The sequence below is a fragment of the Pontibacter burrus genome, assembly GCF_010686685.1.
Classification (GTDB): Bacteria; Bacteroidota; Bacteroidia; order Cytophagales; family Hymenobacteraceae; genus Pontibacter; species Pontibacter burrus.
In genome coordinates, this window is sequence record NZ_JAAGWD010000011.1 from 88,046 (window position 1) to 112,831 (window position 24,786).

Annotated in this window: 24 protein-coding genes and 1 tRNA gene; 15 read left to right on the forward strand and 10 right to left on the reverse strand. The window is 46.1% G+C overall.

Annotation, left to right across the window (positions count from 1 at the left end; genetic code table 11):
* The first annotated feature begins 61 nt into the window (after window positions 1-61).
* Window positions 62-1,423, forward strand: coding sequence for a dipeptidase (locus tag GXP69_RS18235; protein WP_163916951.1), 1,362 nt, complete (start codon window positions 62-64; stop codon window positions 1,421-1,423).
* Between the two features lie 79 nt (window positions 1,424-1,502).
* Here GXP69_RS18235 and GXP69_RS18240 read toward each other — a convergent pair whose 3' ends face one another.
* From GXP69_RS18240 to GXP69_RS18275, 8 genes are all read right to left on the reverse strand, one after another.
* The gene (locus tag GXP69_RS18240) at window positions 1,503-2,162 is read right to left on the reverse strand and encodes a porin family protein (RefSeq protein WP_235925824.1); all 660 of its coding nucleotides are present in this window, start codon (window positions 2,160-2,162) and stop codon (window positions 1,503-1,505) included.
* Between the two features lie 338 nt (window positions 2,163-2,500).
* Window positions 2,501-3,055, reverse strand: a complete 555-nt coding sequence (locus GXP69_RS18245) for a porin family protein (protein ID WP_163916953.1) — start codon at window positions 3,053-3,055, stop codon at window positions 2,501-2,503.
* A gap of 224 nt (window positions 3,056-3,279) precedes the next feature.
* Window positions 3,280-4,818, reverse strand: a complete 1,539-nt coding sequence (locus tag GXP69_RS18250) for a YifB family Mg chelatase-like AAA ATPase (protein ID WP_163916955.1) — start codon at window positions 4,816-4,818, stop codon at window positions 3,280-3,282.
* A 138-nt stretch (window positions 4,819-4,956) separates the two neighbouring features.
* Window positions 4,957-5,616: a hypothetical protein gene (locus GXP69_RS18255; RefSeq protein ID WP_163916956.1), complete on the reverse strand. Its 660-nt coding sequence runs from the start codon at window positions 5,614-5,616 to the stop codon at window positions 4,957-4,959.
* An 83-nt stretch (window positions 5,617-5,699) separates the two neighbouring features.
* Window positions 5,700-6,272 carry a D-sedoheptulose 7-phosphate isomerase gene (gene lpcA / locus GXP69_RS18260; protein ID WP_163916958.1) on the reverse strand — a complete coding sequence of 191 codons (573 nt, stop codon included), beginning with the start codon at window positions 6,270-6,272 and terminating at the stop codon, window positions 5,700-5,702.
* Window positions 6,273-6,281: 9 nt separating this feature from the next.
* Window positions 6,282-6,629, reverse strand: coding sequence for a hypothetical protein (locus GXP69_RS18265; RefSeq protein WP_163916960.1), 348 nt, complete (start codon window positions 6,627-6,629; stop codon window positions 6,282-6,284).
* A 129-nt stretch (window positions 6,630-6,758) separates the two neighbouring features.
* The gene (locus GXP69_RS18270; protein WP_163916962.1) at window positions 6,759-8,597 is read right to left on the reverse strand and encodes an ABC transporter ATP-binding protein; all 1,839 of its coding nucleotides are present in this window, start codon (window positions 8,595-8,597) and stop codon (window positions 6,759-6,761) included.
* A gap of 238 nt (window positions 8,598-8,835) precedes the next feature.
* Window positions 8,836-10,524: a capsule assembly Wzi family protein gene (locus GXP69_RS18275; protein WP_235925825.1), complete on the reverse strand. Its 1,689-nt coding sequence runs from the start codon at window positions 10,522-10,524 to the stop codon at window positions 8,836-8,838.
* Window positions 10,525-10,737: 213 nt separating this feature from the next.
* Between GXP69_RS18275 and upp the strand changes: the two genes are divergently transcribed.
* Both upp and GXP69_RS18285 read left to right on the forward strand, forming a co-directional pair.
* Window positions 10,738-11,394 (forward strand): uracil phosphoribosyltransferase, encoded by a 657-nt coding sequence (upp, locus tag GXP69_RS18280; protein ID WP_163916964.1) that lies wholly within the window; start codon window positions 10,738-10,740, stop codon window positions 11,392-11,394.
* Between the two features lie 160 nt (window positions 11,395-11,554).
* Window positions 11,555-12,001 (forward strand): small multi-drug export protein, encoded by a 447-nt coding sequence (locus GXP69_RS18285; protein ID WP_317164612.1) that lies wholly within the window; start codon window positions 11,555-11,557, stop codon window positions 11,999-12,001.
* A 61-nt stretch (window positions 12,002-12,062) separates the two neighbouring features.
* On the opposite strand, the gene GXP69_RS18290 is transcribed toward GXP69_RS18285, so the two are convergent.
* A complete protein-coding gene (locus tag GXP69_RS18290; protein ID WP_163916966.1) occupies window positions 12,063-13,421 on the reverse strand; it encodes a DEAD/DEAH box helicase in 1,359 nt (452 codons plus the stop codon).
* Between the two features lie 139 nt (window positions 13,422-13,560).
* Here GXP69_RS18290 and GXP69_RS18295 point away from each other — a divergent pair, with 139 nt between their 5' ends.
* From GXP69_RS18295 to GXP69_RS18325, 7 genes are all read left to right on the forward strand, one after another.
* Complete coding sequence (locus GXP69_RS18295; RefSeq protein WP_163916968.1) at window positions 13,561-14,850, forward strand: erythromycin esterase family protein; 1,290 nt, start codon at window positions 13,561-13,563, stop codon at window positions 14,848-14,850.
* A gap of 90 nt (window positions 14,851-14,940) precedes the next feature.
* The gene (locus GXP69_RS18300; RefSeq protein ID WP_163916970.1) at window positions 14,941-16,275 is read left to right on the forward strand and encodes a dihydroorotase; all 1,335 of its coding nucleotides are present in this window, start codon (window positions 14,941-14,943) and stop codon (window positions 16,273-16,275) included.
* A gap of 15 nt (window positions 16,276-16,290) precedes the next feature.
* On the forward strand, window positions 16,291-16,659 hold the full coding sequence (locus GXP69_RS18305; protein ID WP_163916972.1) for a DUF6980 family protein: 369 nt from the start codon (window positions 16,291-16,293) through the stop codon (window positions 16,657-16,659).
* Between the two features lie 51 nt (window positions 16,660-16,710).
* Window positions 16,711-16,938 carry a hypothetical protein gene (locus GXP69_RS18310; RefSeq protein ID WP_163916973.1) on the forward strand — a complete coding sequence of 76 codons (228 nt, stop codon included), beginning with the start codon at window positions 16,711-16,713 and terminating at the stop codon, window positions 16,936-16,938.
* Between the two features lie 82 nt (window positions 16,939-17,020).
* Window positions 17,021-17,094, forward strand: a tRNA-His gene (locus GXP69_RS18315).
* Window positions 17,095-17,228: 134 nt separating this feature from the next.
* The gene (locus GXP69_RS18320; protein ID WP_163916975.1) at window positions 17,229-18,152 is read left to right on the forward strand and encodes a PfkB family carbohydrate kinase; all 924 of its coding nucleotides are present in this window, start codon (window positions 17,229-17,231) and stop codon (window positions 18,150-18,152) included.
* Window positions 18,153-18,307: 155 nt separating this feature from the next.
* Window positions 18,308-18,508 (forward strand): hypothetical protein, encoded by a 201-nt coding sequence (locus GXP69_RS18325; protein WP_163916977.1) that lies wholly within the window; start codon window positions 18,308-18,310, stop codon window positions 18,506-18,508.
* A 73-nt stretch (window positions 18,509-18,581) separates the two neighbouring features.
* Here GXP69_RS18325 and GXP69_RS18330 read toward each other — a convergent pair whose 3' ends face one another.
* A complete protein-coding gene (locus tag GXP69_RS18330) occupies window positions 18,582-20,309 on the reverse strand; it encodes a M61 family metallopeptidase (protein ID WP_163916979.1) in 1,728 nt (575 codons plus the stop codon).
* A 274-nt stretch (window positions 20,310-20,583) separates the two neighbouring features.
* Between GXP69_RS18330 and rpmH the strand changes: the two genes are divergently transcribed.
* The 5 genes from rpmH (at window position 20,584) to GXP69_RS18355 (ending at window position 24,220) form a co-directional block, all read left to right on the forward strand.
* A complete protein-coding gene (gene rpmH, locus GXP69_RS18335) occupies window positions 20,584-20,745 on the forward strand; it encodes a 50S ribosomal protein L34 (protein ID WP_162347583.1) in 162 nt (53 codons plus the stop codon).
* A 40-nt stretch (window positions 20,746-20,785) separates the two neighbouring features.
* Window positions 20,786-21,196, forward strand: coding sequence for a ribonuclease P protein component (rnpA, locus tag GXP69_RS18340; RefSeq protein ID WP_163916981.1), 411 nt, complete (start codon window positions 20,786-20,788; stop codon window positions 21,194-21,196).
* 28 nt (window positions 21,197-21,224) lie between these two features.
* On the forward strand, window positions 21,225-22,880 hold the full coding sequence (locus GXP69_RS18345) for a S41 family peptidase (RefSeq protein ID WP_163916983.1): 1,656 nt from the start codon (window positions 21,225-21,227) through the stop codon (window positions 22,878-22,880).
* Window positions 22,881-23,005: 125 nt separating this feature from the next.
* A complete protein-coding gene (gene tsaB / locus GXP69_RS18350; RefSeq protein ID WP_163916985.1) occupies window positions 23,006-23,698 on the forward strand; it encodes a tRNA (adenosine(37)-N6)-threonylcarbamoyltransferase complex dimerization subunit type 1 TsaB in 693 nt (230 codons plus the stop codon).
* Between the two features lie 12 nt (window positions 23,699-23,710).
* On the forward strand, window positions 23,711-24,220 hold the full coding sequence (locus GXP69_RS18355; RefSeq protein WP_163916987.1) for a DUF2480 family protein: 510 nt from the start codon (window positions 23,711-23,713) through the stop codon (window positions 24,218-24,220).
* Window positions 24,221-24,786: the final 566 nt, after the last annotated feature.

Below are 24,786 nucleotides of genomic sequence, written 5' to 3' on the forward strand. Positions count from 1 at the left end.
CACCCTTTGTTCATAAGGGTGGCATTTTTTATTAACTTTAAGTCAAATCAACGATACAAGAATGAATAACTATATCTCCGAAAACAAAGACCGCTTCCTGAACGAATTGCTTGACATGCTCCGCATTCCGTCGGTTAGCGCAGACCCAAAGTTTAAGCAGGACGTGTTGCGCACTGCTGAATTTGTAGCAGAAAGATTACGCGAGGCCGGAGCCGATAACGTGGAACTATGCGAAACTGCTGGTTACCCGATTGTATATGGCGAAAAGATAATTGATGCAAATCTGCCAACTGTGCTGGTGTATGGCCACTACGACGTGCAGCCTGCTGACCCATACGAACTATGGAATTCGCCTCCGTTTGAGCCGGTAATAAAAGATGGCAAAATTTACGCCCGTGGTGCCTGCGACGACAAAGGCCAGATGTACATGCATGTGAAGGCTTTTGAGGTAATGATGCGCAACAACGCGCTGCCATGCAATGTCAAGTTCATGATAGAAGGGGAGGAAGAAGTAGGTTCGGCTAACTTGGGCACGTTCGTGAAAAACAACAAGGCAAAACTGGACGCCGATGTTATCCTGATTTCAGATACCGGTATGCTGGGCAACGATACACCATCTATTACCACTGGCCTACGTGGCATGAGCTACATGGAAGTGGAAGTGATCGGCCCTAACCGCGATTTGCACTCCGGCCTTTATGGTGGCGCCGTAGCGAACCCGATCAACATTCTTTGCCAGATGATCGCATCGCTGCACGACGAGCACAACCGCATTACTATACCAGGCTTTTACGACAATGTAACAGAACTGAGCCAGGAAGAACGGGCCGAGATGGCGCGTGCTCCATTCAGCCTTGATAAGTATAAGCAGGCTTTGGATCTGGGAGATGTACATGGCGAAGAAGGTTATGTAACGATGGAACGCACTTCTATCCGCCCGACGCTTGATGTGAACGGCATTTGGGGTGGCTACACTGGCGAAGGTGCTAAAACGGTTATCCCTTCTAAAGCCTATGCAAAAATTTCGATGCGCCTGGTACCAAACCAGACTTCAGAAGAGATAACTGAAAAGTTTACCAAACATTTTGAAAGCATCGCTCCGGCCAGCGTAAAAGTAGTGGTTAAGCCACACCACGGTGGCGAGCCGGTTGTTACGCCTACCGATTCTGTTGCTTACCAGGCGGCTGCTAAAGCCTACGAAGAAACCTTTGGCATCAAACCTATTCCGGTGCGCAGTGGTGGCTCCATTCCTATAGTTGCCATGTTCAAATCTGAGCTTGGCCTGGATTCGGTGCTGATGGGCTTTGGCCTTGATACGGATGCAATCCACTCGCCAAACGAAAACTTTGGTGTATTCAACTACATGAAGGGCATCGAAACCATTCCGTTGTTCTATAAATACTATGCCGAAATGAGCAGGTAACTATAGGTTTAGCCTAAAGCAAAAATCCCTGGCACTGATGCAGTGCCGGGGATTTTTTATAGTTTGTATAGTTACTAGGTTATCTGCCACTCGGGATAGTAATGCCTAATGTAAACATGATGGTTGAGTGGCGTGCATTTCTGATATCATTGTTGAAGTTTACGTCTTCATCTACAAAATCGCTGAAGCTGCCGTTGTACCGCACACCTAAGTTAAGGCTGTTACCCAGTGCAAAGCCTACACCAGCTGCATAGCCTACTTCAAATTCCTTCAGGCCATCTTTGCTGCCTTCGTCGCGGGATGATGATTGCAGGTCTCCGTTCAAATACGTTTTGGTTTCGTTGTTAACATTCAACAGGTAAGATGCCTGCGGACCGCCTTCAAAGTACAACGGGCCGGCTTTTACTTTTGCAAGTATAGGCAGGTCCAGGTAGTTATAGTTTACCTTACCTACGCGGCGCACATCGCCAAGCGGAGTCGAAAATTCAGTATCTGCATTTTTAAAACCTTTCTGTGAGTAAAGTAACTCAGGCTGAATAGAGAAGAAATCGCCAACAAGGCCAATGTTGTACGTGATACCGCCGTGGAAGCCCCACTTGTTTTCGAAGTTGTCTTCGTTACGCAGATCGCCGGAAAGATTGGACAAGTTTGCACCACCTCTGAAACCAACGCCTGATTGAGCCTGTACTGCTGTAGCGCCTGCAAACAGCATAGCGCCTATAATTAGTAATTTTTTCATTTTCTTAAGTTTTATAAATTGTACTACAATACTTCAGTTGTGTTTGTTGCCGTATACGGCAAACCATTAGTATTTAGATTCTTTTTGTTCAATATTAATTGGTAAAACTCTGCAGAAGCCAGGTAATAGTTAACTGATTTGGTACCGGGCCTAAACTATAGATTGCAATCTGATAGCGACAATACAACAACGATGCCAAAATATAGTTTAGTGCTATATAGGCTGCATTTATATAGGAGGTATTTAGTAAGCGATTGGAGAACAGGTAACTATAAAAAAGCAAAGCCCGGCCTGAGCCGGGCTTCGTTCCATAGTTTTAAGTTGTACTAAGGCAAATATTATCTGCTGCCGAAGGTATAACCAAGCGTAAGCATAAAAACATCATTATAAATTTTGGCATTACCTTCATCAAATAACTTAGAGAAGTCGCTGTTATAGCGGACACCAACACTGATTCCAAGCGGGGTACCAACACCTATACCGGCAGCATAACCGAGACCAAGCGTTTTGTAGTCAACATCCAGCCCGTCCAGATCCTGGTTATCACCAACATTTATCCCCAGTTGGGGACCAGCTTCAAAATAAAGCAGGCCGGTATTTACTCTTGCCAGTACCGGTATATCGATGTAATACAGGCGAAGATCTTCACCTACACCCTCAGCCCCCTTCATCGAGAACAGCAATTCAGGCTGAATCGAGAAAAAGTTATCAGCTGAAACCGGTATGTTAGCCGTTAAGCCTGCATGTGCACCAAAAATTCTGTCAGCATCTCCGGAGTCATCTCCTCTGAAACCAGAATAGTTTGCTCCAACCCGCAAACCAACTCCTACCTGGGCCTGAGCCGATAGCGTTGTTGTCAGAACAAGGGCAAATAAGAAGAGTAATTTTTTCATAGTTGCAATCGTAATTTGAATAATTCTACAACGGATACATTTATCCGCCAATTGTATGCCTATTACGCAGAGTTGCCGGAAAGGTATAGCTTTTACAAGCTGATTTACGGTAGCAGTATGGCAAAACTAGCGAACATAAGGACAGGTTATACTAAAAAAAGAGCGTCACCTTTATGGGGTAACGCTCTGTGTAACTATATTATGGTTAGTATGTTATAGTGGGTTTATGCTGCCCAGCCTTCGCGGTCCAAACTACGGTACTGTATAGCTTCGGCCAGGTGCTCAATTTTTATGTTAGGACTGTCAGCCAGGTCAGCAATGGTGCGGCTAACTTTCAGAATACGGTCATAAGCGCGAGCTGATAAACCGAGGCGCTCCATAGCAGTTTTCAGTAGTGTACGTCCTGCATCATTTATCTGGCAAATGTCTTTCACCATCTGCGACGGCATCATGGCGTTTGAGTGAATCTGTGGGAAGTCTTTAAATCGTTCCTGCTGCACGGCGCGAGCTTTTACTACGCGTTCTCTAACGATAGTGCTGTCTTCAGATTTGCGTGTTGCCGTCATCTCATCAAATGTAACAGGCGTTACTTCTACATGCAGGTCAATACGGTCGAGGAGTGGGCCGCTTACTTTATTTAAATAACGTTGCACCACGCCTGGTCCGCAAACACAGTCTTTCTCCGGGTGATTATAGTAGCCACATGGGCACGGGTTCATACTGGCTACCAGCATAAAATTAGCCGGGAAATCTATCGTTGTTTTTGCTCTGGATATAGTCACACGTCGCTCTTCAAGCGGCTGACGCATTACCTCCAGTACCGTGCGTTTAAACTCCGGCAGCTCATCCAGAAATAATACACCGTTATGGGATAGTGAGATCTCGCCGGGCTGTGGTACGCCACCACCGCCAACTAAAGCTACATCTGATATAGTATGGTGTGGTGCACGGTAAGGCCGTGTAGTTAATAAAGAGGATGCCTCGCCCAGTTTACCGGCAACAGAATGGATTTTAGTGGTCTCCAATGCTTCGTGCATCGATAATGGCGGAAGTATGGAAGGCAGGCGTTTGGCCAGCATGGTTTTACCGGCACCCGGCGGTCCGATCATGATCAGGTTGTGCCCACCGGCAGCAGCTATCTCTAAAGCACGTTTAATGTTTTCTTGTCCCTGCACATCTGCAAAGTCGGCAGCATACTGGTCGGCCTGGTTCTGGAAAAGTTCGCGGGTGTCGCTTGTGACAGGATCAATATGCAGCCTGCCATCTAAGAAATCGATTGCTTCTTTTATGTTATTAACTCCTATCACATCGAGGTTATTAACTATAGCAGCTTCATTGGCATTCTGAGCGGGAAGTATAAAGCCTTTAAAACCTTCTTTGCGGGCTTGTATGGCAATAGGTAGTACACCTTTTATAGGTCTTAGTGTGCCATCCAGCGACAGTTCGCCCATGATCATGTACTGCGAAATTTTATCGGATGCGATCTGGCCGGATGCAGCCAGTACGCCCGTGGCTATAGTTAAGTCGTAGGCGGAGCCTTCCTTCCGGATATCGGCGGGAGCCATGTTAACAACCACTTTCTGGCGGGGCATTTTATAGTGGTAATGCTTTAATGCTGCTTCTATGCGCTGTTCGCCTTCTTTAACGGCATTATCGGGGAGGCCTACCAAATAGTATTTCGTGCCTGCTGTAACGCTAACTTCTACCGTAATGGTATAGGCATTTACGCCCTGTACTGCGCTGCCAAATGTTTTGATGAGCATACTTTCTGATAAAAGAAGTATAAATTTATCCTGATTGGAGTCGGAACATCACCTTTTTGAAAATAATTCCGGTTTCGGACTGTCCGGAGTAAAGATAGCAAATTGAGGTAAGGTGCGACCTGAAAAGTAGCAGTTACGCTACAGTCTGGTCATGTCGGGGTGCATGGGCAGGTAGCTGTTCGTTACGTCTTCACCTGCTTTATGAACGGTAACTGCTATGCAACTGCTATCGGGTACAGCCATCTCAAAAGCGATACCTTTTGCGTCATCGTCGAAAATATAAATGCGTTGCCGCCCAACCTGGTAATAAGCAATGGGAGCTATCGTATAGTGCCGCCTTATAGTTGCTATGTTATTGCCAGCACCAATATTTTCAGGAGTCCTAAAAGCAGGGGAGTTTACGCGTACCTGGCGTACCAACAGGTAATCTTCGGGACCGTCGGTATAGCTGTGGCTAAAGTATACGGCTACTACATGACTTCTTTTGCTCTTGCTAAACCAGTAAGAGAGTGCTTTTCCCATGGCCGCATCTCCGCTATCAGGCTTCCCAAGCTTATTGCTTACCTGCTCAGCAGTCTGGTTCAGCCTTACCTGCCCGATACGCAGCCCCGGTATAATCAGGAATGTAGAATCGGGAGTAGCTTTTTCTACTATAGGTTGGGGTGGTAAACTGGTAGTATCTGGGGTTGAAGTATTAGTAGCAGCCTGCTCCGGCAATTGATTTTCCGGACGCTTGGAATCTTTATCTGAGCAGGATTGCAACAGAACTATAAGCAATATATAGAGCAGGTAGCGCATACTATAGGATCCAATCACAGCTGTTATTTCAGCGGCTTTATCCGTTTATACGTGCTAAACCACACGGCGTAAACTATAAGTTGTTATGTAAGCTGCTTTTCCAGCAGCATGATCAGGATATGAATTACCTTGATGTGGATTTCCTGCACACGGTCGGCATAACCAAAATGAGGTACCCGGATTTCGACATCGCAGAGCGGAGCCAGTTTGCCACCGTCTTTACCTGTTAAGCCAACAACCAGCATCCCTTTGGCTTTGGCGGCTTCGGCTGCTTTAAGCACATTGGCAGAATTGCCGCTGGTGCTGATAGCAAGTAACACATCATGGGCATTTCCCAGAGCCTGTACATAACGCGAGAACACATGGTCGTAACCATAGTCGTTGCCTACACAGCTCATGTGGCTGGCATCTGAAATAGAAATGGCTGGCAGTGCCTGGCGGTCGTCGCGGTAGCGGCCGGTCAGTTCTTCGGCAAAGTGCATGGCATCGCACATAGAGCCACCGTTTCCGCACGAAATGATCTTACCACCTGCTTTTATGGCAGCGGCCATAGTTATGGCAGCCTGTTCAATAGCTGACAGGTTATTTTTATCCGCTATAAAATTTGCAAGCGTTTGCTGGGCCTGCTCCAGTTCTGCCAGAATTGTTGTAGTCATTGTAAGTTTTTAAACAGCAGCGGCCTGCAGGCGTTCTTCTGTAGCCGGCGTCTTAAAGTTGTTGTTGCGGAACTCCTGACGTCTTTCATAAAGCTCAACCTTCAGGTCGTTTACCTTTAGTTGCGCAATGTGATTCTCATAACGCAGGTTGCCGCTATATAATGTGCTGAGCACAACTTTAACCAGCAGCAGGAAAGCACCGACTCCAGCAAAAGTCTTATAAAGCAGCAGAATGTCGGCTTCAGATCTAACCCTTGTGAATATTGCACTTTCGGCAACAAGGCCGGTAACCACCAGCGTCAGGGTCAGTGCATAGGCCACTGCCACAATGTTGAAAAGAGTATTAAGTATTCTCATGCTTCAGGGTGTGTTATAGTGTAAAGTATCGTGTTTATAAATCTATAAAAAGATATTTTTATTTTAAACACTCTGCCGCTAATTCATTTAATTACACACGGTTGTGGTTTAAATAGTGCAATTTATATATTATTGCACCAATTGCATTTGCGTTAGTTTGGCATACAGGCCGCTGGTTTGCGATAATTCCTCATGCGTGCCTCGCTCTACAATCTGCCCTTTCTGTAACACTAAAATCTCATCGGCGTGCTGAATAGTACTTAAGCGGTGCGCAATAACGATGGATGTTCTGTTCTTCATAAGGTTGGTTAATGCCTCCTGTACTAATTTCTCTGATTCGGTATCCAGTGCCGAAGTAGCCTCGTCCAGAATAAGGATTGGCGGGTTCTGAAGTATAGCTCTGGCAATGCTTAAGCGCTGGCGCTGCCCGCCCGAAAGCTTGCCGCCCCGGTCGCCGATAGTGGTCTGGTAACCCTGTTCGGTGTGCATGATAAACTCGTGGGCATTGGCAATTTTTGCTGCCGCTATTACTTCTTCTTCAGTGGCATCAGTCTTATTAAAAGCGATGTTGTTGAAGATGGTATCATTAAAGAGAATAGACTCCTGGGTTACTACCCCGATCTGCGCCCTCACCGATTCTACCGTGTAATCGCGGATATCGTGGCCATCGACCAGAATAGCTCCGGAAGTAGGATCGTAGAAGCGCGGCACCAGGTCAGCTAACGTGGATTTACCTCCGCCAGACGGGCCAACCAGCGCTATCGTTTTACCTTTCGGGATATGGAAATTTATATCCTGCAGTACTGCTTTTTTGCCGTATGCAAACCCAACGTTGCGGAACTCGATCTCATGTCTGAATGACGGCAATACCTTTGCGTCTGGTTTATTGGCAATCAATGGCTCTGTATTGATCACCTCCAGTACACGGTCGCCGGATACAAGGCCGCGCTGAATATTACTGAATGCCCCGGACATGGCTTTGGCCGGCACAAGCACTTGCGAGAAAAGAATGATGTAGGTAATGAATTCTGCCGCAGAAAGATCAGACTCCTGACGCAGCACCATAGTACCACCGTAAAGTAGTAGGCCAGCCACTACCGATACGCCCAGGAATTCCGAAAGGGGGGAGGCCAGGTCACGTTTGTTGGCAATGGAGCGCTGAATGCGGGCATAACGGTCGTTCTGCTCATGGAACTTACCAAGTATAAATGGCTCTGCATTAAACGCCTTGATCACACGCATGCCACTCAGCGTTTCATCTATAATAGAAAGTATAAAGCTGAGTGAATTCTGCCCTTCCTGGGCTTTGCGCTTCAGCCTTTTTGAGATGCCGGCAATAATACCACCAGACAGTGGCAGCAGTATAAGCGAGAACAGCGTAAGCTCCACCGACATGTTAAAGAGCAGCACAAAGAAGGCGATAATAGAAACCGGCTCACGCACTACAACGGTCAGCGTACTCACTACCGATACTTCTACTTCCTGTATGTCTACAGTCAGGCGTGTCATCAGGTCGCCTTTGCGCTCGTTGCTGAAGTAGCCCATATGCAGCTCGGTTACGCGCTGGTACACCGCACGGCGCATGTTACGCACCACGTGTGCACGCAAGGCACCGATTACCCTGAAGGCCAGGTAACGGAACAGGTTTGCCAGGAAAACTGAAACGATAATGATGATACAGACAAACAATAGGGCTCCTTCGCGGCCCTGCTGCTGAATGATCTGTCCGAAATGGTAATAAAAGAAATCCTGGAAGAAATCGATGCTTAGGTTAAAATGGGGCTTGTTGGCCACCATCGCTGCCACCTGCTCGTCTCCAACTTTGCCAAATAACACGTCCAATAGTGGAATGAGGAGCGTGAAGTTGAAGAGGCCGAAGATGATGCCAAAAAAAGTATAAATGGTATAGAGCGGAACGAACCGGCTATAAGGTCTTGCAAACTGCAGTATCCGAAGGTAAGTCTTCATGTTAAAATCTTGTGTTGCCGTCTATTTGCTTGTGTAGAAGGTGTTAAGGCAACATTTGTCTCCTGCTTTTCTGAGACAGTGAACTATAATTCTGTTTTATCTGACCCGCTTGTTGCCGAATCAGGTGCAAAGATAACGGATAACAAGCAGTTTTAACGCATGGTGCCATTTGTAAACAAAAAACGGCTATACCTGCTTGCTGCAAGTATAGCCGCTATAGTTTAAACTATTGTTTCTGTTAAAACTCGTGCAGGCGCTGCGGTATGTTCCACCTGAAAGATACAGAAGAATAAGCAGTATTCAGGTCGCCGCTGTTTATCTCAGCATCTGTTCTGCGGATGATCTGTTTTAAATCAATAAATACGTTGTGGCGTAGCTGGAAACTGGCTGTAAAGTCTAAGTGAATCTGGTTGGTAGTGTTACCCTGTGCTATTTTATGGCCATAGTCTGACGGACGTTTGGTGTAAGGCAGGTTTACGTTACCACCCCAGTTTATCGTGTCGGTCGCTGAGTACTCATCCTGGCCATATTTGGTATAGATGGCTTTGCCGGTCAGGTTCAGACGCGGAATTGGCTGGTAACGCACCACGCCGATCAGCTCGTACAGGTTGGCACCAGTTGGGTGCGCCAATGGTTGGTTAAAGTGCTGGTAATTTCTGAAGTTGTCGAGGTGCTGGTAAGTATAAGGCCGGATGATGTTCACTTCCCCTTGCAGGTCCAGGTTATCCAGGCCAAATGCGTTGATATACTTGGCTCCTAACTGACCAGCCTGTTTGTTGGCCCACCAGCCGTTGCCCGCTTTTACTTCTTTCAGCAGGAATTCATCCAGCATCAGTTGGCCGTATAGTTGCACGCGGTTCCAGATGTTCCACCTGAAATCAGCTGCCAGCGTTACGTTGTCTTCGCTGCCGATGGCCTGCTCAATGCTTCTGTAAAAAATGATCGGGTTCAGGTACTGTAGCTCAAAACGGCCTTTGCGGCGACCAAAAATTACAGTCTCGGAAATACCCAGGTCAAAGTTGTCGGTTACCTGCACGCCCAGGCGGTGGAAAGCCATGTACTTTTTATCGAATAGCACGTCCTGCGACAGGCGGCGGTATTCGGCGGTAAGCTCCTGGAACAGGTTCATGTATTGTATGCGCCAAACCTGCGTGTTCAGTTTCAGGAAGAAAGCTGGCGGAGCATAGTCTGACAGCAGAAGGGAGCGGTAACCATTGCCTATAAAGTGGCGGTCGTGGCCCAGTTGTATCTCCACGTGCTTTGTCAGGTTATAGTTCAGGTAACCGCGTGCCTGCAGAAAATCGAAGCCGTCGCCTTTAAAACGTTTCCACCAGCCTTCGTGCGGCACCACATTTTCCTGCTTAAAGCGGCGTACCACATACTCCGGAAATTTGGCTTGTGTCTCCGCTATGTAAGTATAAAAACCCAGCCGCTCATCAATCATTCCTTCTACCTGCACACCGCGGGTATTGGTATAGCGCAGCCCGTCCGACTGGTTATCGTTGCCGAACTCAAAATGCAGCACCGGGCTAACGCGAACTATAAAATCACGGCCTTCATAATGATAAAAGTCGGTACGGTTTTTATAAAAGGTGTTTAGAATGGGGCGGGCACTGGTGTTGTTTTCCTGGTTGGTATAGTTCCAGTTATCGTTCAGCAGGTACTCGGTGTTAAACTGATCTACTCTGGATTGGGCATTACGTGCGCTGATTTCGGCCAGTTGGGCTACATCCTGCCGGCCATACGGGCGAACGGCAGGGTGCAGGCGCTGCGTCTCGTTGTTGATAGGCTGGTTGCCATACAAAATCTGGTAACGGTCTATCAGGCGGTAAATGTCCGGGTCGTAGGGCACGTAAGTATCCTGGGCCTGCAGGGTTGTGCTGCCGGCCAGGCCAAGCAGCATCAGCAAACACGCTATTTTCTTCATGTGTGGTGCGTTCAGGTGGATAAAAAGTAATATCCTGAAAGCCGAATTTACTGCTTTTATATGATTTTGTTCGGGTGTGATAGAAAATATACAGGATTGACAATGCGGTATATTCCGGAACTATAGCTATGGCACTCGGTAACTATAAATTTATAGTTGGAGATTGGTGCGTCGGCGGTACTTCTGTATCTTTAGCAGGAAAATACACCGACCATGCAACACGAGAACCTGCATATCCTGACAGCCACGCCTTCGCTGGCCAATCATTTTGTAGCCGAACTCCGCGACATAAACGTGCAGCACGACAGCATGCGCTTCAGAAGAAACCTGGAACGGCTGGGCGAACTGCTGGCTTACGAGATATCGAAAACGATGCCTTATACCACTGCTGGCGTTACCACACCACTGGCACAAATGCAGACACAGCTTTTAGTGGAGCAACCTGTTATAGCAACTATACTCCGGGCTGGTTTGCCGCTTTATAATGGCATCATGAACTACTTCGATAAGGCCTTCAGTACGTTTGTGGGTGCTTACCGCGTGGAAGAAGAGAATACCGAACTGCAGATAAACATGGAATACCTGGCCTCTACCAACCTGCACGATAAAATCCTGATCCTGGCTGACCCGATGCTGGCTACCGGAAAATCGCTGGTAAAGTCTTACAAAGGCATGCTGCGCCATGGTAAGCCAAAGCAAGTGCACGTGGCTGCGGTTATTGCATCTCCGGAAGGCGTGAAGTACCTGCAACAGGAAATACCGGAAGCGCATGTCTGGCTCGGAGCTTTGGATGATCATCTGAATGAGAAGTCGTACATTGTGCCTGGCTTGGGCGATGCCGGCGATTTAGCTTTTGGTCCAAAGATCTGATACTGAATTAATAGTTTCGATCGTTTTATTCCAGAAATAAGCTCCGTGCTATAGTTTATAGTCCAGTTAACTTATTGGTATACTTATATTTTCAGGGAACAGTAGTTGCGTATACTATAGCTACAGAAGCAGTTGATAGGCAATCGTAAAGAAGGGTAATGTGGAGATCATAAAATATTTGTCGGTGTACCTGGTTAGCATGGTCAAGTTTTTTGCCGGGCCGGTAACAGGTGTTTCGGTGGGGCTAACCTACATGGAGTCGGTGTTGCTGACTATAGCTGGTATGATGACCACCGTACTGGTTTTCTCCTTTATTGGAAGAGAATTCTCGAAGTGGTGGTCCAGAAGGCAGCGCGAAAAGCATAAGCCGGTATTCAGCAAGAAGAACCGCCGTATTATTAAAATCTGGAAAAACTTTGGTGTGGTGGGTGTAGCTTTCCTAACGCCTATTTTACTGACGCCTATAGTTGGCACCGTGGTAGCAGCGCTGTTTGGGGCTCCACGCAAACAGATATTTATACACATGCTTTGGAGCGCCGTGATCTGGAGTGCTTTGCTGAACCTGATGGTATTTGAGTTTGGCGATCTTGCCTCAAAGTACTTTTAACTATAGTTTAAACTATAACCAAAAGGGCCTGTAATTTTAAATTGCAGGCCCTTTTGGTTAATTAGCGTTTACGGCTTCCTTTCTTTTTGGTCTTCTTCCAACCCGAATCCCTGGGGTCGCCTTTCTTTTTGCCTTTTTCGAAATTCGATTTGTGCCTGCTCTGCTTCTCATGGAAAGCACCTTTAAAGTCCGGATTATCGCGGCGCTTCTGGCGGTCTATTTCCATGGCAATCTCCTGCTGCTCTTCAAAAGTAGTTTCGTGTATTTCTACTTCTTCCGGCAAAGGCAGCTCCGGTATCTGCATGCGGATGATTTTCTCGATACGGCGCACGTGGTACATCTCGCCTTCGTTGGCAAAAGTTATAGCAGCGCCTTCCTGCTCGGCGCGGCCTGTACGGCCAATGCGGTGCACATAATCTTCGTACACAAACGGCACATCAAAATTGATCACGTGGCTAACCATCGTTACGTCGATACCGCGGGCTGCTACATCGGTAGCTACTAAAAAGCGCACATCGCCTCCTTTAAAAGCTTCCATGGAGTTGATGCGGGTATTCTGGCCTTTGTTGCCGTGAATGGCGCGCACTTCGCCGTACTCTTTGCGCTCCAGGTATTTGGCTACGTTTTCCGCATTCTTCTTGCTGCGCGTAAAAATGATAACACGGTTAAAGTTCGCGTTGTCCTGTATCAGGTGCTCGAGTAAAGCAATTTTAGTACGAATGTTCGGTACGCGGTAAAGGGTCTGGGTTACAGTCTCAACAGGTGTGGCCTGTGGCGTTACTTCAACTCTAATCGGGAATTCCAGGAATTCTTCTGAAAGCTGGATTACTTTATCCGGCATAGTGGCCGAGAAAAGCAGGTTCTGGCGTTTGCGCGGTATCACTTCCAGTAACTGGCGGATCTGCGGCATAAAGCCCATGTCCATCATCTTATCAGCTTCATCCAGAATCAGTGTCTTTAGTTCTTTCAGTATAAGGTCGCCCTTCAGGTATAGTTCCATCAGGCGCTTAGGCGTAGCTACTAAAATATCGATGCCTTTGCTTATCGTTTCGATCTGTGTTTTCGGGCCCAGGCCACCATAAATAGCCGTGTAGCGCAGGTCGGTATATTTGGCCAGTAGCTTAATGCTCTCCTCTATCTGCATCACCAGTTCGCGGGTTGGCGCAATTATTAGCGCGCGCGGGTGCTGGCCTTGTGCGTACTTTACCTTCATCAGCAAAGGCAGCAAAAAAGCAGCTGTTTTACCCGTTCCGGTCTGGGCAATGCCTAAAATATCGTGCCCCGCCGAAATAAGCGGAATAGCCTGCAATTGGATGGGCGTCGGCTTCTCATAACCGGCATCGGCAATGGCGTTCAGCAGCTGTTTATTCAGCTTAAAATCCTCGAACGTGGTTATTTCTTTCTCTGCTTCTTCGGCCATGGTACTATTACAAAGTTTTTTTACAAAGGTACGGTAAAAATGGTTAATACAGTTTAGAAGCCACTTTGCCTCAAGTTTTATGTATAGTTTAAACACTATATTTTTCGTTAACTTGAGCAGCTATACTTTACCGCATAATATGAAAACAAAACTTATAGTGAGCTTACTTAGCCTTGTTCTGTTAGCTAAAACCACATTTGCCCAAACTATAGCTGATAGGGTTGCTTATGTTAAAACACATGCAACTATTGTAGAAAATACGGAGCCAACTAATGAGAACTATAGCGACCTGGCACAGCTCAAGTCTGTGTTAAAGGATACGGAGATTGTTGGTCTGGGAGAGCAAACGCATTACGATGGTAGTACTTTTAAAGCTAAAACCAGGTTAGTTAAGTTTTTGCACCAGGAACTTGGGTATGAAGTCATCGCTTTTGAAAGTGGCTTTTACGATACTTATAAAGCCTGGCAAGAGATACAAAAAGGTAAGCAAACTATAGAAGCCGCAAGGAACTCTGTTTACCCGTTGTGGATTACTGCAGAAACGGAAGAACTATTTAAGTATATAGATAGCCAGAAGAATTCAGACCGGCCTTTGATTTTAGCTGGCATAGACTGCAAGTTTTCAGGGGCTTACTCCACCAACAATTTACTGAACGATTTCGAAGCCTACTTAAAGGAAATAGATTCTGAAGTTTTACAGGATACTGCTCAGTGGTCAGCTTTTGGTAAAGCTATGAGAAGAGCAATTGCTGTATCAGACTATTTTACCAAACCAGGTCCTGAAGATACAGTGGTTGTACAGCAGGTATTGCATTCTGTGCTTAGAGAGATCACAACTAATTATGATTCGCAGGACACAGACTCTCAGAAGAGTTTATTCTGGCAGCAGTTCTGCAGAAGTACCTTGGCAGAAGTGACCCGGAAGTTTTCAAAAGACCAGGTGCGCGACAAGCAGATGGGAGACAATCTCGTGTTCCTGAAAGATAAGCTTTACAAGGACAAGAAAGTTATAGTTTGGGCTGCATCATCACATCTTACCTATAATGGGCACAACATAGACCGGGAATTTTATCAACAAAACCTGAGGTTAGGAGATTATATAAAGCAAGCCTATGGCGATAAATACTATAATATTGGCTTCACAGGCTATAGAGGTAAAATAGGTAAGTTACTTTTCTTCCATCTGATAAAAGTAAAGAAGCATAAAGAGAATAGCATCGAGTATGTGCTGGGGCAAACGGAGCATCCTTATCTTTTTCTTGATCTGAACAGACCTGATCTTCCCACCTGGCTGCAGGAACACCTTGTTGCAAGACTGTTTGGCTATCAGGAAATACGTATGAAATTGCCACAAATAATAGATGGGCTCTTCTATACTAAAGAGATATTTCAAAGTAATCCTATAACTAGAACTTCTAATGAACTATAGGATTACTCTCAGCGAATAAGTTTTACCCCAGCTATAAACACTTTCCGGTATTGTTTTTAACCTTCGTCACAGTTCCCGTATCTTAGCAACATGAAAAGCATCCTGATAAAGAACGCCCAACTCGTAAACGAAGGAACTATAACCACTGCCGATGTGCTGGTGAAAGACGGTCGCATTGTACAGATAGGTCAAACTATAGCTGCCGAAGCTGATGAAACGATAGACGCGACTGGCCTGCATTTGCTGCCCGGCGTAATAGATGACCAGGTACATTTCCGGGAGCCAGGCCTGACGCACAAAGCAACTATAGGCACCGAAGCAAGAGCGGCTGTAGCAGGCGGTACCACTTCTTTTATGGAGATGCCGAATACGGTGCCGAATGCCACAACCCAGGAACTGCTGGAAGACAAGTATAAAATTGCAGCCGAGACATCGTTGGCGAACTACTCTTTTTACATGGGGGCCACCAACGATAACCTGGCCGAAGTGCTGCTGACCAACCCGAATACAGTTTGCGGTATCAAGATATTTATGGGTTCTTCCACGGGGAACATGCTCGTGGATAATGCCGAAACACTGGAGCAGATCTTCTCGAAAGCCAAGTTGCCAATTGCCGTGCACTGCGAAGATGAGCAAACTATCCGCGATAACATGGCCATTTACCAGGAGAAGTACGGCGATGATATTCCGGTAAAATGCCACCCCGAGATCCGTAACGAAGCAGCCTGTTTTAAATCGTCTTATCTGGCGGTTAAGCTGGCCGAAAAACATAACACGCGCCTGCACATCCTGCACATCTCTACTGAAGAAGAACTGAAACTTTTCCGAAATGATATTCCGCTGGAGCAGAAGCGCATTACCGCTGAAGTGTGCGTACACCACCTGTGGTTCGATAAGGAAGATTACGATAAGTACGGTTCGCAGATAAAATGTAACCCGGCTGTAAAAGAGCATCGCCACAAAGAAGGGTTGCTGCAAGGCCTGCTGGAAGATAAACTGGATGTAATTGCCACCGACCACGCGCCGCACCTGTGGGAAGAAAAGCAAGGCAAATACAAACAAGCCCCCTCTGGTGTTCCGCTGGTGCAGCACTCGCTGCAGATGATGCTGGAGTTTGTGAAACAAGGCAAGCTTACACTGGAGAAGGTGGTTGAGAAAATGGCGCACGCGCCGGCTATCCTTTTTAACGTGCGCGAGCGCGGCTACATCAGAGAAGGTTACTGGGCCGACCTGGTGCTGGTAGACCTGAACAAACCTTACACCGTTACCAAAGACAACACCTACTATAAATGCGGCTGGTCTCCTTTCGAAGGGCACACCTTCAGCTCAACTATAGCCCATACTATAGTTTCAGGGCACCTGGCCTTTAGCAACGGCGCGTTTGATGAGAGCAAGAAAGGGGAGAGGCTGCTGTTTGACCGCTAATAACTATAGTTTGTTATGGAGTTAGAGAAGTTCAAGGAGCTACACTATAAGTTCTTCGGGAAGGAGCTGCCGCAGGAAGTGCTGGAATCGGAAGAGTATGAAGCATACGAAGAAGCCATACACGAAGACGAAGCCTGCTACAGTTGGGCCACTGCTGAAAAGCTGAAGTCAAAGGGCTTTGATTACGAAAACTACTGCTGCATGATGATGGCAGATAAAGTTTTCGAAAGCCTGGATGAAGACGGCGAGATAAAGTACGACGACCCGGAAGTGATCATAAACAAGTGGGATGAAGGCTTATATGGCATACCGGTACATAACGGTGGCGCTACGATGGTAGTGATCAACTACTGCCCGTGGTGCGGCACAAAGCTGAGCAAGTAATTGCCTGATACGAACAGATCAGCTATATTTAATAAACAAACTATAGTTGCTATGGAAAACAAACCAAGCTTTTGGGAAATCTATAAGAAAGATGCTTTCAGCAATAGGAGGGCAATGCCGTTATTACTTCTTGTTGGGTTCTGGCTGGTGCTGGTATTTACACTATCAGAATTTGATATCATGCAGATGCCCAAATGGTTAATTGGTTCTGTGCCTTTGTTGCTGGCTGAGCTGGCCTACATCTATAGTTGCTTCCGAAAGTATAAAGCTGCGGTTTAATAAAAAAAAATAACCAAAATCGCGCTCAGCCTATTGCATTGTGTGATTTCGTCCGTATATTTGCACTCTCAAACGAGACACGGTGATCGTAGTTCAGCTGGTTAGAGCACCAGATTGTGATTCTGGAAGTCGTGGGTTCGAATCCCATCGGTCACCCAAAGCCCTTGAAGCTAACCTTCAGGGGCTTTTTTGTTTAGGTTAATTGCTAACTTGCCGAATGAGTAAACCACTGATTTAAAGTAGAAACCCATTCGTAATTTATAATTCGTAATTCATAATTAGCAAAAGATATGAGCTTAGTAGTAGTAGGTTCGATGGCGTTTGATGCGCTGGAAACTCCCTTCGGGAAAACAGACAAGATTGTAGGTGGCGCAGCTACTTATATTTCTTTGTCATCTTCATACTTCGTGAAGCCGGTAAACGTGGTATCAGTTGTGGGTGGCGATTTTGACCAGGACCACATTAAACTGATGCACGAGCGCAACATCAGCACCGAAGGTGTGCAGGTAAAAGAAAATGAGAAATCGTTCTTCTGGTCGGGCCGCTACTTCAACGACATGAACAGCCGCGAAACGCTGGTTACAGAGCTGAACGTACTGGGAGATTTCGACCCGATTATTCCGGACAGCTACCAGGGTTGCGAATACCTGATGCTGGGTAACCTGGCACCGCAAGTTCAGAAAACCGTGATCGAGCGCCTTACCAGCAAGCCAAAGCTGATCGTGATGGATACCATGAATTTCTGGATGGACATTGCTTTACCAGAGCTGATGGAAACCCTGAAACTGGTAGATGTACTTTCGATCAACGACGAAGAAGCGCGTCAGCTGAGCGGTGAATACTCATTGGTTAAAGCTGCTAAAAAGATCATGGCGATGGGGCCTAAGTTTCTGATAATCAAGAAAGGCGAGCACGGAGCACTGTTGTTTAACGAAGACAAAGTATTCTTCGCGCCAGCCTTGCCATTGGAGGAAGTGTTTGACCCAACCGGAGCCGGTGATACCTTTGCAGGTGGCTTTATTGGCTACATTGCCAGCACCAACGATATCAGCTTCGAGAACATGAAGCGCGCTATAATTTATGGCTCGGCCATGGCGTCGTTCTGCGTAGAGAAATTTGGTACCGAGCGCCTGAAAAACCTGACACAGGAAGAGATTGAAAACCGCGTACAGAAGTTCGTGAACCTGGTTGCTTTTGATACCGTGCTACAGTAAAACAGCACCTATAAACTATAGAAAAAGGGAGGCGAAAGTCTCCCTTTTTTGTTGGCCGATACCTTGCCGGTAGCAGTACTTCAAACTATAGTTTTGTAACTAATCGGGGCAAACAGCTGTAAAACTATAGTACAAACTACTTAAGAATCCAGGCTATGAGCTTACAAAATAAGAACAAGAAAACACTCGACGAGTTGAAGAAGAATAATCCGAACCAGGAGGATTCGAAGAAGCTGATGGGAAATGTGGACGACAACCCACCACGCAATGCGCTTAATAAATCTGACACCAAAGTCCAGAATCCGAACAGGAACCTGGCGAAAGGTGGCAACAACACGCCTTACGATAAAAAGTAAGGTACACGAAACAGAATAAGACTATGATTAATAGGCGCGGGCAGAAAGTTTAAAGCTTTTTGTCCGCGTTTTTTTATGCCTCAAAATTTTGGTTCAGCCATAGTTTAAAATTCTCTTTTGCCGCTGCTGTTGCGTCTGGCAGTTTTTCTATAGTATACTTCGGGTAAAATGTTTTAGCAGTAGGTGTTAACATAACCTGTCGCAGCTGCTTCTCCCTGAAAAGGGTAAGTGTTATCGTTTCGGTAGGAGAGAGCTGTTGCAACAAATGCTGTAGGTTCTGCTCCAGTTTCCGGCCATTCAAGGCAACCAGTTCATCATCAATGCTTAAAGCATCATAGGCAGGAGAGCCAGGTGCTATAGAAGTGATTTTTATAGTTTGCTCCTGCGATACTTTAAACCCAAACCGGCTCTCGTAAAGTAACGTGTTTTCGTGTTGCTTCAGGGTACAGCCCACATAATGCAGCGCTTCGTCTAAAGCAGAATCTATAGTTGTGGTGCCGTTTATATAGTTTTCGAAATATGGTTTAAAAGACTGGGCCGCAACTTCGTCTACCAGATCGGCATAGTTCTGTTCAGTATAACCTATAGTTTGCCTCCCGAAACGTTCCCATAGTTCGCGCATTACATTATTCAGGCTTGCCCGGTTGTCGGTGGCTTTCCGTAGCTCCAGGTCGAGCAACATAGCCGTTAAAGCGCCTTTTACATAAATAGACACTTTACGATCCGGGATGCCGGGTTTATAGCCATCCAGCCAAAGGTCAAACGACGAATCAGCAACCGACATCTGATAGCGGCTATAGTCTGTAAAGTAGCGTTGCAGGGTGGTGTTCAGTTCATCAAAATACTGTTGTGCAGTAAAAACGCCTGCCCGGGCCAGCATATAATCGCCATAGTAGGTAGTAACTCCTTCTGCCACATAGCCGGTTCTGAAATAGTTCTCCTGCGCAAGGTTGTAAGGCAGCATTTCTTTCGGCCGGATCTTTTTGATGTTCCAGGTATGGAAAAGCTCATGCGAACTCACGCCCAGAAACTCCTTATAAAGCGCCGGTGACATCAGTAGTTCTCCGGGGCCCAGTGTAATAACTGTGGAGTGGCTGTGCTCCACGCCGTGGTAAGTGCGGTATGGCAATATAAGGTTCAGGTAATGATACTCAGGCACCGGGAAATCGCCAAACACGTCAAGCTGTGTTTTGGTAAAGGCTTCAAAGTCGTGGATAATTTTTGGCCAGTCGGGTTTGCAGTCGCCCTGTATCCAGATATGGAAAGTGGTGCCGGCTAAACTATAGCTCGCGTGCTGCAGGGAGTTGCTGGCTATAAACGGGCTGTCCACCAGTTCATCATAGTTTTCAGCTCTCAGAATATGCTTCCTGATTTCAGGTAAGGCGCAGGCAATCTGCCATTTTTCGGGTAAGGCTATAGTTACTTCGCAAGATTCGTGCCCGCGCCCTTCCACGGCCATCAGGCAGTTTATCGGGTTTACGTAAAGCATTTGCTCATCCAGCCACGAGCCACCGGCATCCATTTGGCGGGCATAAAAACTATAGTTTATAGTTACCGCTTCAGCGTCATTGGCCTCTACTACCCACCTGTCTTTTGTTGTTTTCCGGATGGCTATAGCTGCGCCATGTGCAGTAGCGGTTACTTTGTAAAGTTTCTGGGCAAAATGCTGCAATTCGTAACGCCCCGGGCGCCAGGCAGGTAGCTGCAGGTATAGTTCCTGCTGCTTGTTGCCGGTTATAGTTATGCTGATGTGCAGGATATGCGACAGTGCCGAAGTATAGCTCAGGTGGTACGCGATCATAGTTTTAGTTGCTGGTTGTTGGTTATTAGTTGTTAGATGATAGTTAAATTACTGAATGATTAAATTGCTAAATTGTTAAATGGTTGTACCAGCTTATAACACATTCCGTTTAAAGAATCCGTTAATAAAGTAAAGGCTATAAGTTATAGTTCTGGAAAATAAATTTTAAAACAATCAACAATCAACAAGTATTTGGTAAAAAAGTAGGCACTTGGTTTGATAATTAAAAAAGGTTCTCTAATTTTGCAGGCCATAATAAAACCATTGGCATACGATGAAAAGAACATTCCAGCCTTCTCAGAGAAAAAGAAGAAATAAGCACGGCTTCAGATCTAGAATGGAGACCGCTAACGGTAGAAGAGTATTGGCTAGCAGAAGAGCCAAAGGCAGAAAGAGACTAACTGTTTCTGACGAGAAAAGACACAAGGCAGCTTAATTCCTGAAAAGGAATCAGCTTTGCTATAGTATAGCCGCTAATGACGACAGAAGCAGCTAGCGAAAAGCAAGCCGGGCAGCCCACAAAACATACATTTTCGAAAGAAGAACGCTTGTGCAGTAAGCGACTAATCTCGCTGCTGTTTTCCAAGGGTTCTTCTTTTAATTTGTATCCGCTTCGCTTTGTTTACTATACTGAGCCTGGCGCTACACCTGTACCCACGCAGGTCGTAATCTCTGTCTCTAAGCGCCACTTTAAACGCGCCGTAGACCGCAACCGCCTTAAGCGGCAAATCCGCGAGGCCTATCGTCTTAACAAACACTTCCTGCTCGCCAATCCGGCCAAAGCTCCTGCTTTATTGGGTATCCTGTATATCGGTAAAGAAAAAAAATCCTTTCAGTCTATCCAGAAAAAACTAAATTCAGGTTTGGAACGTTGTTTGAATACGTAGGCTAATCTCGTTCCCTAACCCGAATATTATGTATAAAAAATATCTTGCCGGCATAGTTGTGGCTGGTTTAGGCTTAGGTTTGGTGTCTTTCAAATCTGATTCTGACCGTTACTTCGAGATTGCCAAAAACCTCGATGTATTTGCCACTCTCTTTAAAGAAGTAAACACTTATTACGTGGACGATGTACCGCCTGCACAAATGATGCGCACCGGTATTGATGCCATGCTTAAGTCGCTGGACCCTTATACCAACTACATCCCGGAAGATGATATCGAAGATTTTCGTACCATGACCACCGGTCAGTATGGCGGAATCGGGGCGGGAATAGGCAGCCATAACGGTAAGGTGGTTATTCAGATGCCTTACGAAGGTTCACCAGCTCAAAAGGCCGGCCTTGTTATTGGCGACGAGATACTGAAAATTGATGGTGTAAGTGTTGCCGGTAAATCGTCTTCAGAGGTAAGCCGTCTGCTGAAGGGACAGGCAAACACACCTATTAAACTCGAGATTAAGAGCTACGGACAAAATAAATCCCGCACTGTAGAACTGACCCGCGCTAATATTACCGTTGAAAACGTGCCTTACATTGGTATGCTCGATAATGAGATTGGCTACTTTCAACTATCAGGCTTTACTATGGATGCTTCCCGCGAAGTGAAACAGGCTGTACAGAAGCTAAAAGAAATGGGGGCCAAGAAGATTATTTTTGACCTGCGCGATAACCCGGGTGGCCTGCTACACGAAGCAGTAAACATTTCGAACGTGTTTGTGGACAAAGGCAAAGATATAGTTAGCACAAAGGGTAAAGTAAAAGAGTGGAACAAGACCTACAAAGCCTTAGACGAGCCGCTCGATAAAGAGGTGCCGCTTGTGGTGTTAACTAGTTCGCGTAGTGCATCGGCTGCCGAAATTGTAGCCGGCGTAATGCAGGACTACGACCGTGCGGTGCTTGTTGGCGAGCGTACTTTCGGTAAAGGGCTAGTGCAGGCAACGCGTCCATTGTCTTACAACTCACAGTTAAAAGTAACTACTGCTAAATATTATACACCAAGTGGTCGCTGCATTCAGGCCATCGACTATTCGCACCGCAACGAGGACGGTAGTGTAGGCACTATTCCGGATTCGTTGAGAGTAGCTTTTAAAACTGCTGGCGGCCGCACCGTGTACGATGGTGGTGGCATTAGCCCGGATGTAGAAGTGAAGCAGCCTGAATATTCTGAGATCACCAGAACTATAGTGACCAAAGGGTACATGTTTGAGTTTGCTAACAAGTACAGAGCTGATCATCCAACTATAGCAGCAGCCAAAGAATTCCAGCTTTCAGATAAGGATTACCAGAAGTTCGTCGATTTCTTGGCTGATAAGGACTTGTCTTACACTACTAATGTAGAAAAAGAACTCGATGAATTGACCGGCACATCAAAAGAAGGAAAGCACTACGACGATATTAAAGCAGAGCTGGAAGTGATCCGTAAAAAGGTATCGCACAACAAAGCTAACGACCTGCAGCGCTTCCGTACCGAGTTACAGGAAATGCTGGAAGCCGAAATTGCTTCTCGTTACTACCTGCAGAAAGGCTACATCGAAGCTAGCTTCGACGATGACCCGGATATACTGATGGCGAAAAGCGTTTTAAATGATCCACAAAAATATGCTTCTTACTTAAAAGTAAATTCAAAGTAAGAATACATAGTAAAGTATATAGTTAAGGGAGATGCTGCAAAGTGTCTCCCTTATGCTTTTATAAACTATAGCTTTATAGTGTAAGCAGGAAGCAGTACTTTTGCATTACACAAGTATATAATAGTATGCCTTTACTTCTTTCCCTGGAAACATCATCAACGGTTTGTTCCGTGGCTTTGCACCGAAACGAACAATTGTTGGGCGCATCTGAACTGCAGATCGAGAAATCGCATTCATCGCACATAACTGTAATGATAAACCAGCTGGTAGAAAACTGCGGTGCTGAGCTGAAACAAATTGATGCCATAGCGGTTTCTGGAGGACCAGGTTCTTATACAGGGTTGCGCATTGGAAGTGCTACGGCAAAAGGAATCTGCTATGCTTTAGATAAACCTTTGATCTCGGTTTCGACGCTGCATAGTTTGGCGCTGCAAGTAATTAAAGCAACTCCAAACCCGGAGCAATACCTGTTCTGCCCGATGCTTGATGCCCGCCGTATGGAAGTTTACACTTGTCTGCTGGATCATGAACTGAATGAAGTATTGCCAATAGAGCCTGTGGTGCTGACAGCGGAAAGCTTTAACGAAAATTTACAGTCAAAGCAGATCATCTTTTTCGGAAGTGGCGCAGGTAAGTTTAAGCAATACCAGGAAGGTAACCCGAATGCATTGTTTATAGATGATGTAATGCTCTCAGCCAAACCTGTAGGCGAGCTGGCCATGCGTAAGTATGAGCAGGGGCTTTTTGAAGATGTGGCCTACTATGAACCCTTCTATCTGAAAGATGTTTATAATACAGGAAGCACAAAACAGGCATAAATAACGATAGCTATGTCAGAGATAATAAATAAAGTGGCGCAAAGTGCGCTGGTAACTATAAACCTGGAAGAGCTCCTGCATCCAGGCGAGCGTGTGGTCTATGATATTAAAGATAATCTTTTCCACGGCCTGATGCTGCGCGAGAAAGATTTCAGAGCCTTTATAAAGGAGAATGACTGGTCGGTTTATGATGGCAAGAACGTTGCGATCATATGCTCAGTTGATGCTATAGTTCCCACATGGGCTTATATGCTGTTAGCTACAAAACTACAGAACCACGCAAATTACTATGTGTTCGGAGATCTGGATGCTTTGGAGCAGGCATTAATGCAGGAAGCAATAGCTAAGATAGATCCGGAAGAATACCGCGATGGTAAGGTGGTGATCAAAGGTTGTGGAAGCATACCAGTGCCTACTTATGCTTACGTAGAAATTATGCGCAAGCTTTTACCGGTAGTAAGTAGTCTGATGTATGGCGAGCCATGCAGCACAGTGCCATTATATAAAAGGCCAAAAGTTTAAGTTCTTTAATAATTGAAGCACTTAGTAAAGCCTTACCACTCAGTAAGGCTTTACTTTTTTATAACGAATAAAGGTGCTGTAAGAAAATTGATGCACAGTTGGAACTATCCAGCCGGTTGCGGCTGTTCTTTCTTCACGTCCGGCCGGCGGGACCTGGTTATAAGGGCTTCCCAACCGGTTTTAGCGAGCGGCCAGCAGGGCCGGTGGAAAGGCGGGGCAGGCCTCTGCAAAATAATTCCGCAGAGTTTCAGCCACTTAGCTGGTATAGGCAAAAATCTTTTCCCGGGTTGCTTGCAAGGCGGGAAAAACTCCCTACTTTTGCATCCCCGTTCAGCAGGAAGGGTTGGAAAGAAAGGAAGAAGAGGCGAGGGCTAAACGGAGCGGGCAACCGATCTCTAGGAGCGCTACGGCTTGTTTTAAAAGCAACATCCGCTTTTAACTTCCAAAAAAATCTTTTTGTAAATGCTTGCAAACATCACCGGAAGGGTGTTACCTTTGCAACCCGGTTCAGGCAGTGAGTCGGACGCAGTTCAGGTCTTTGCTTTAGAAGGGAAGGCCAGGTGAAA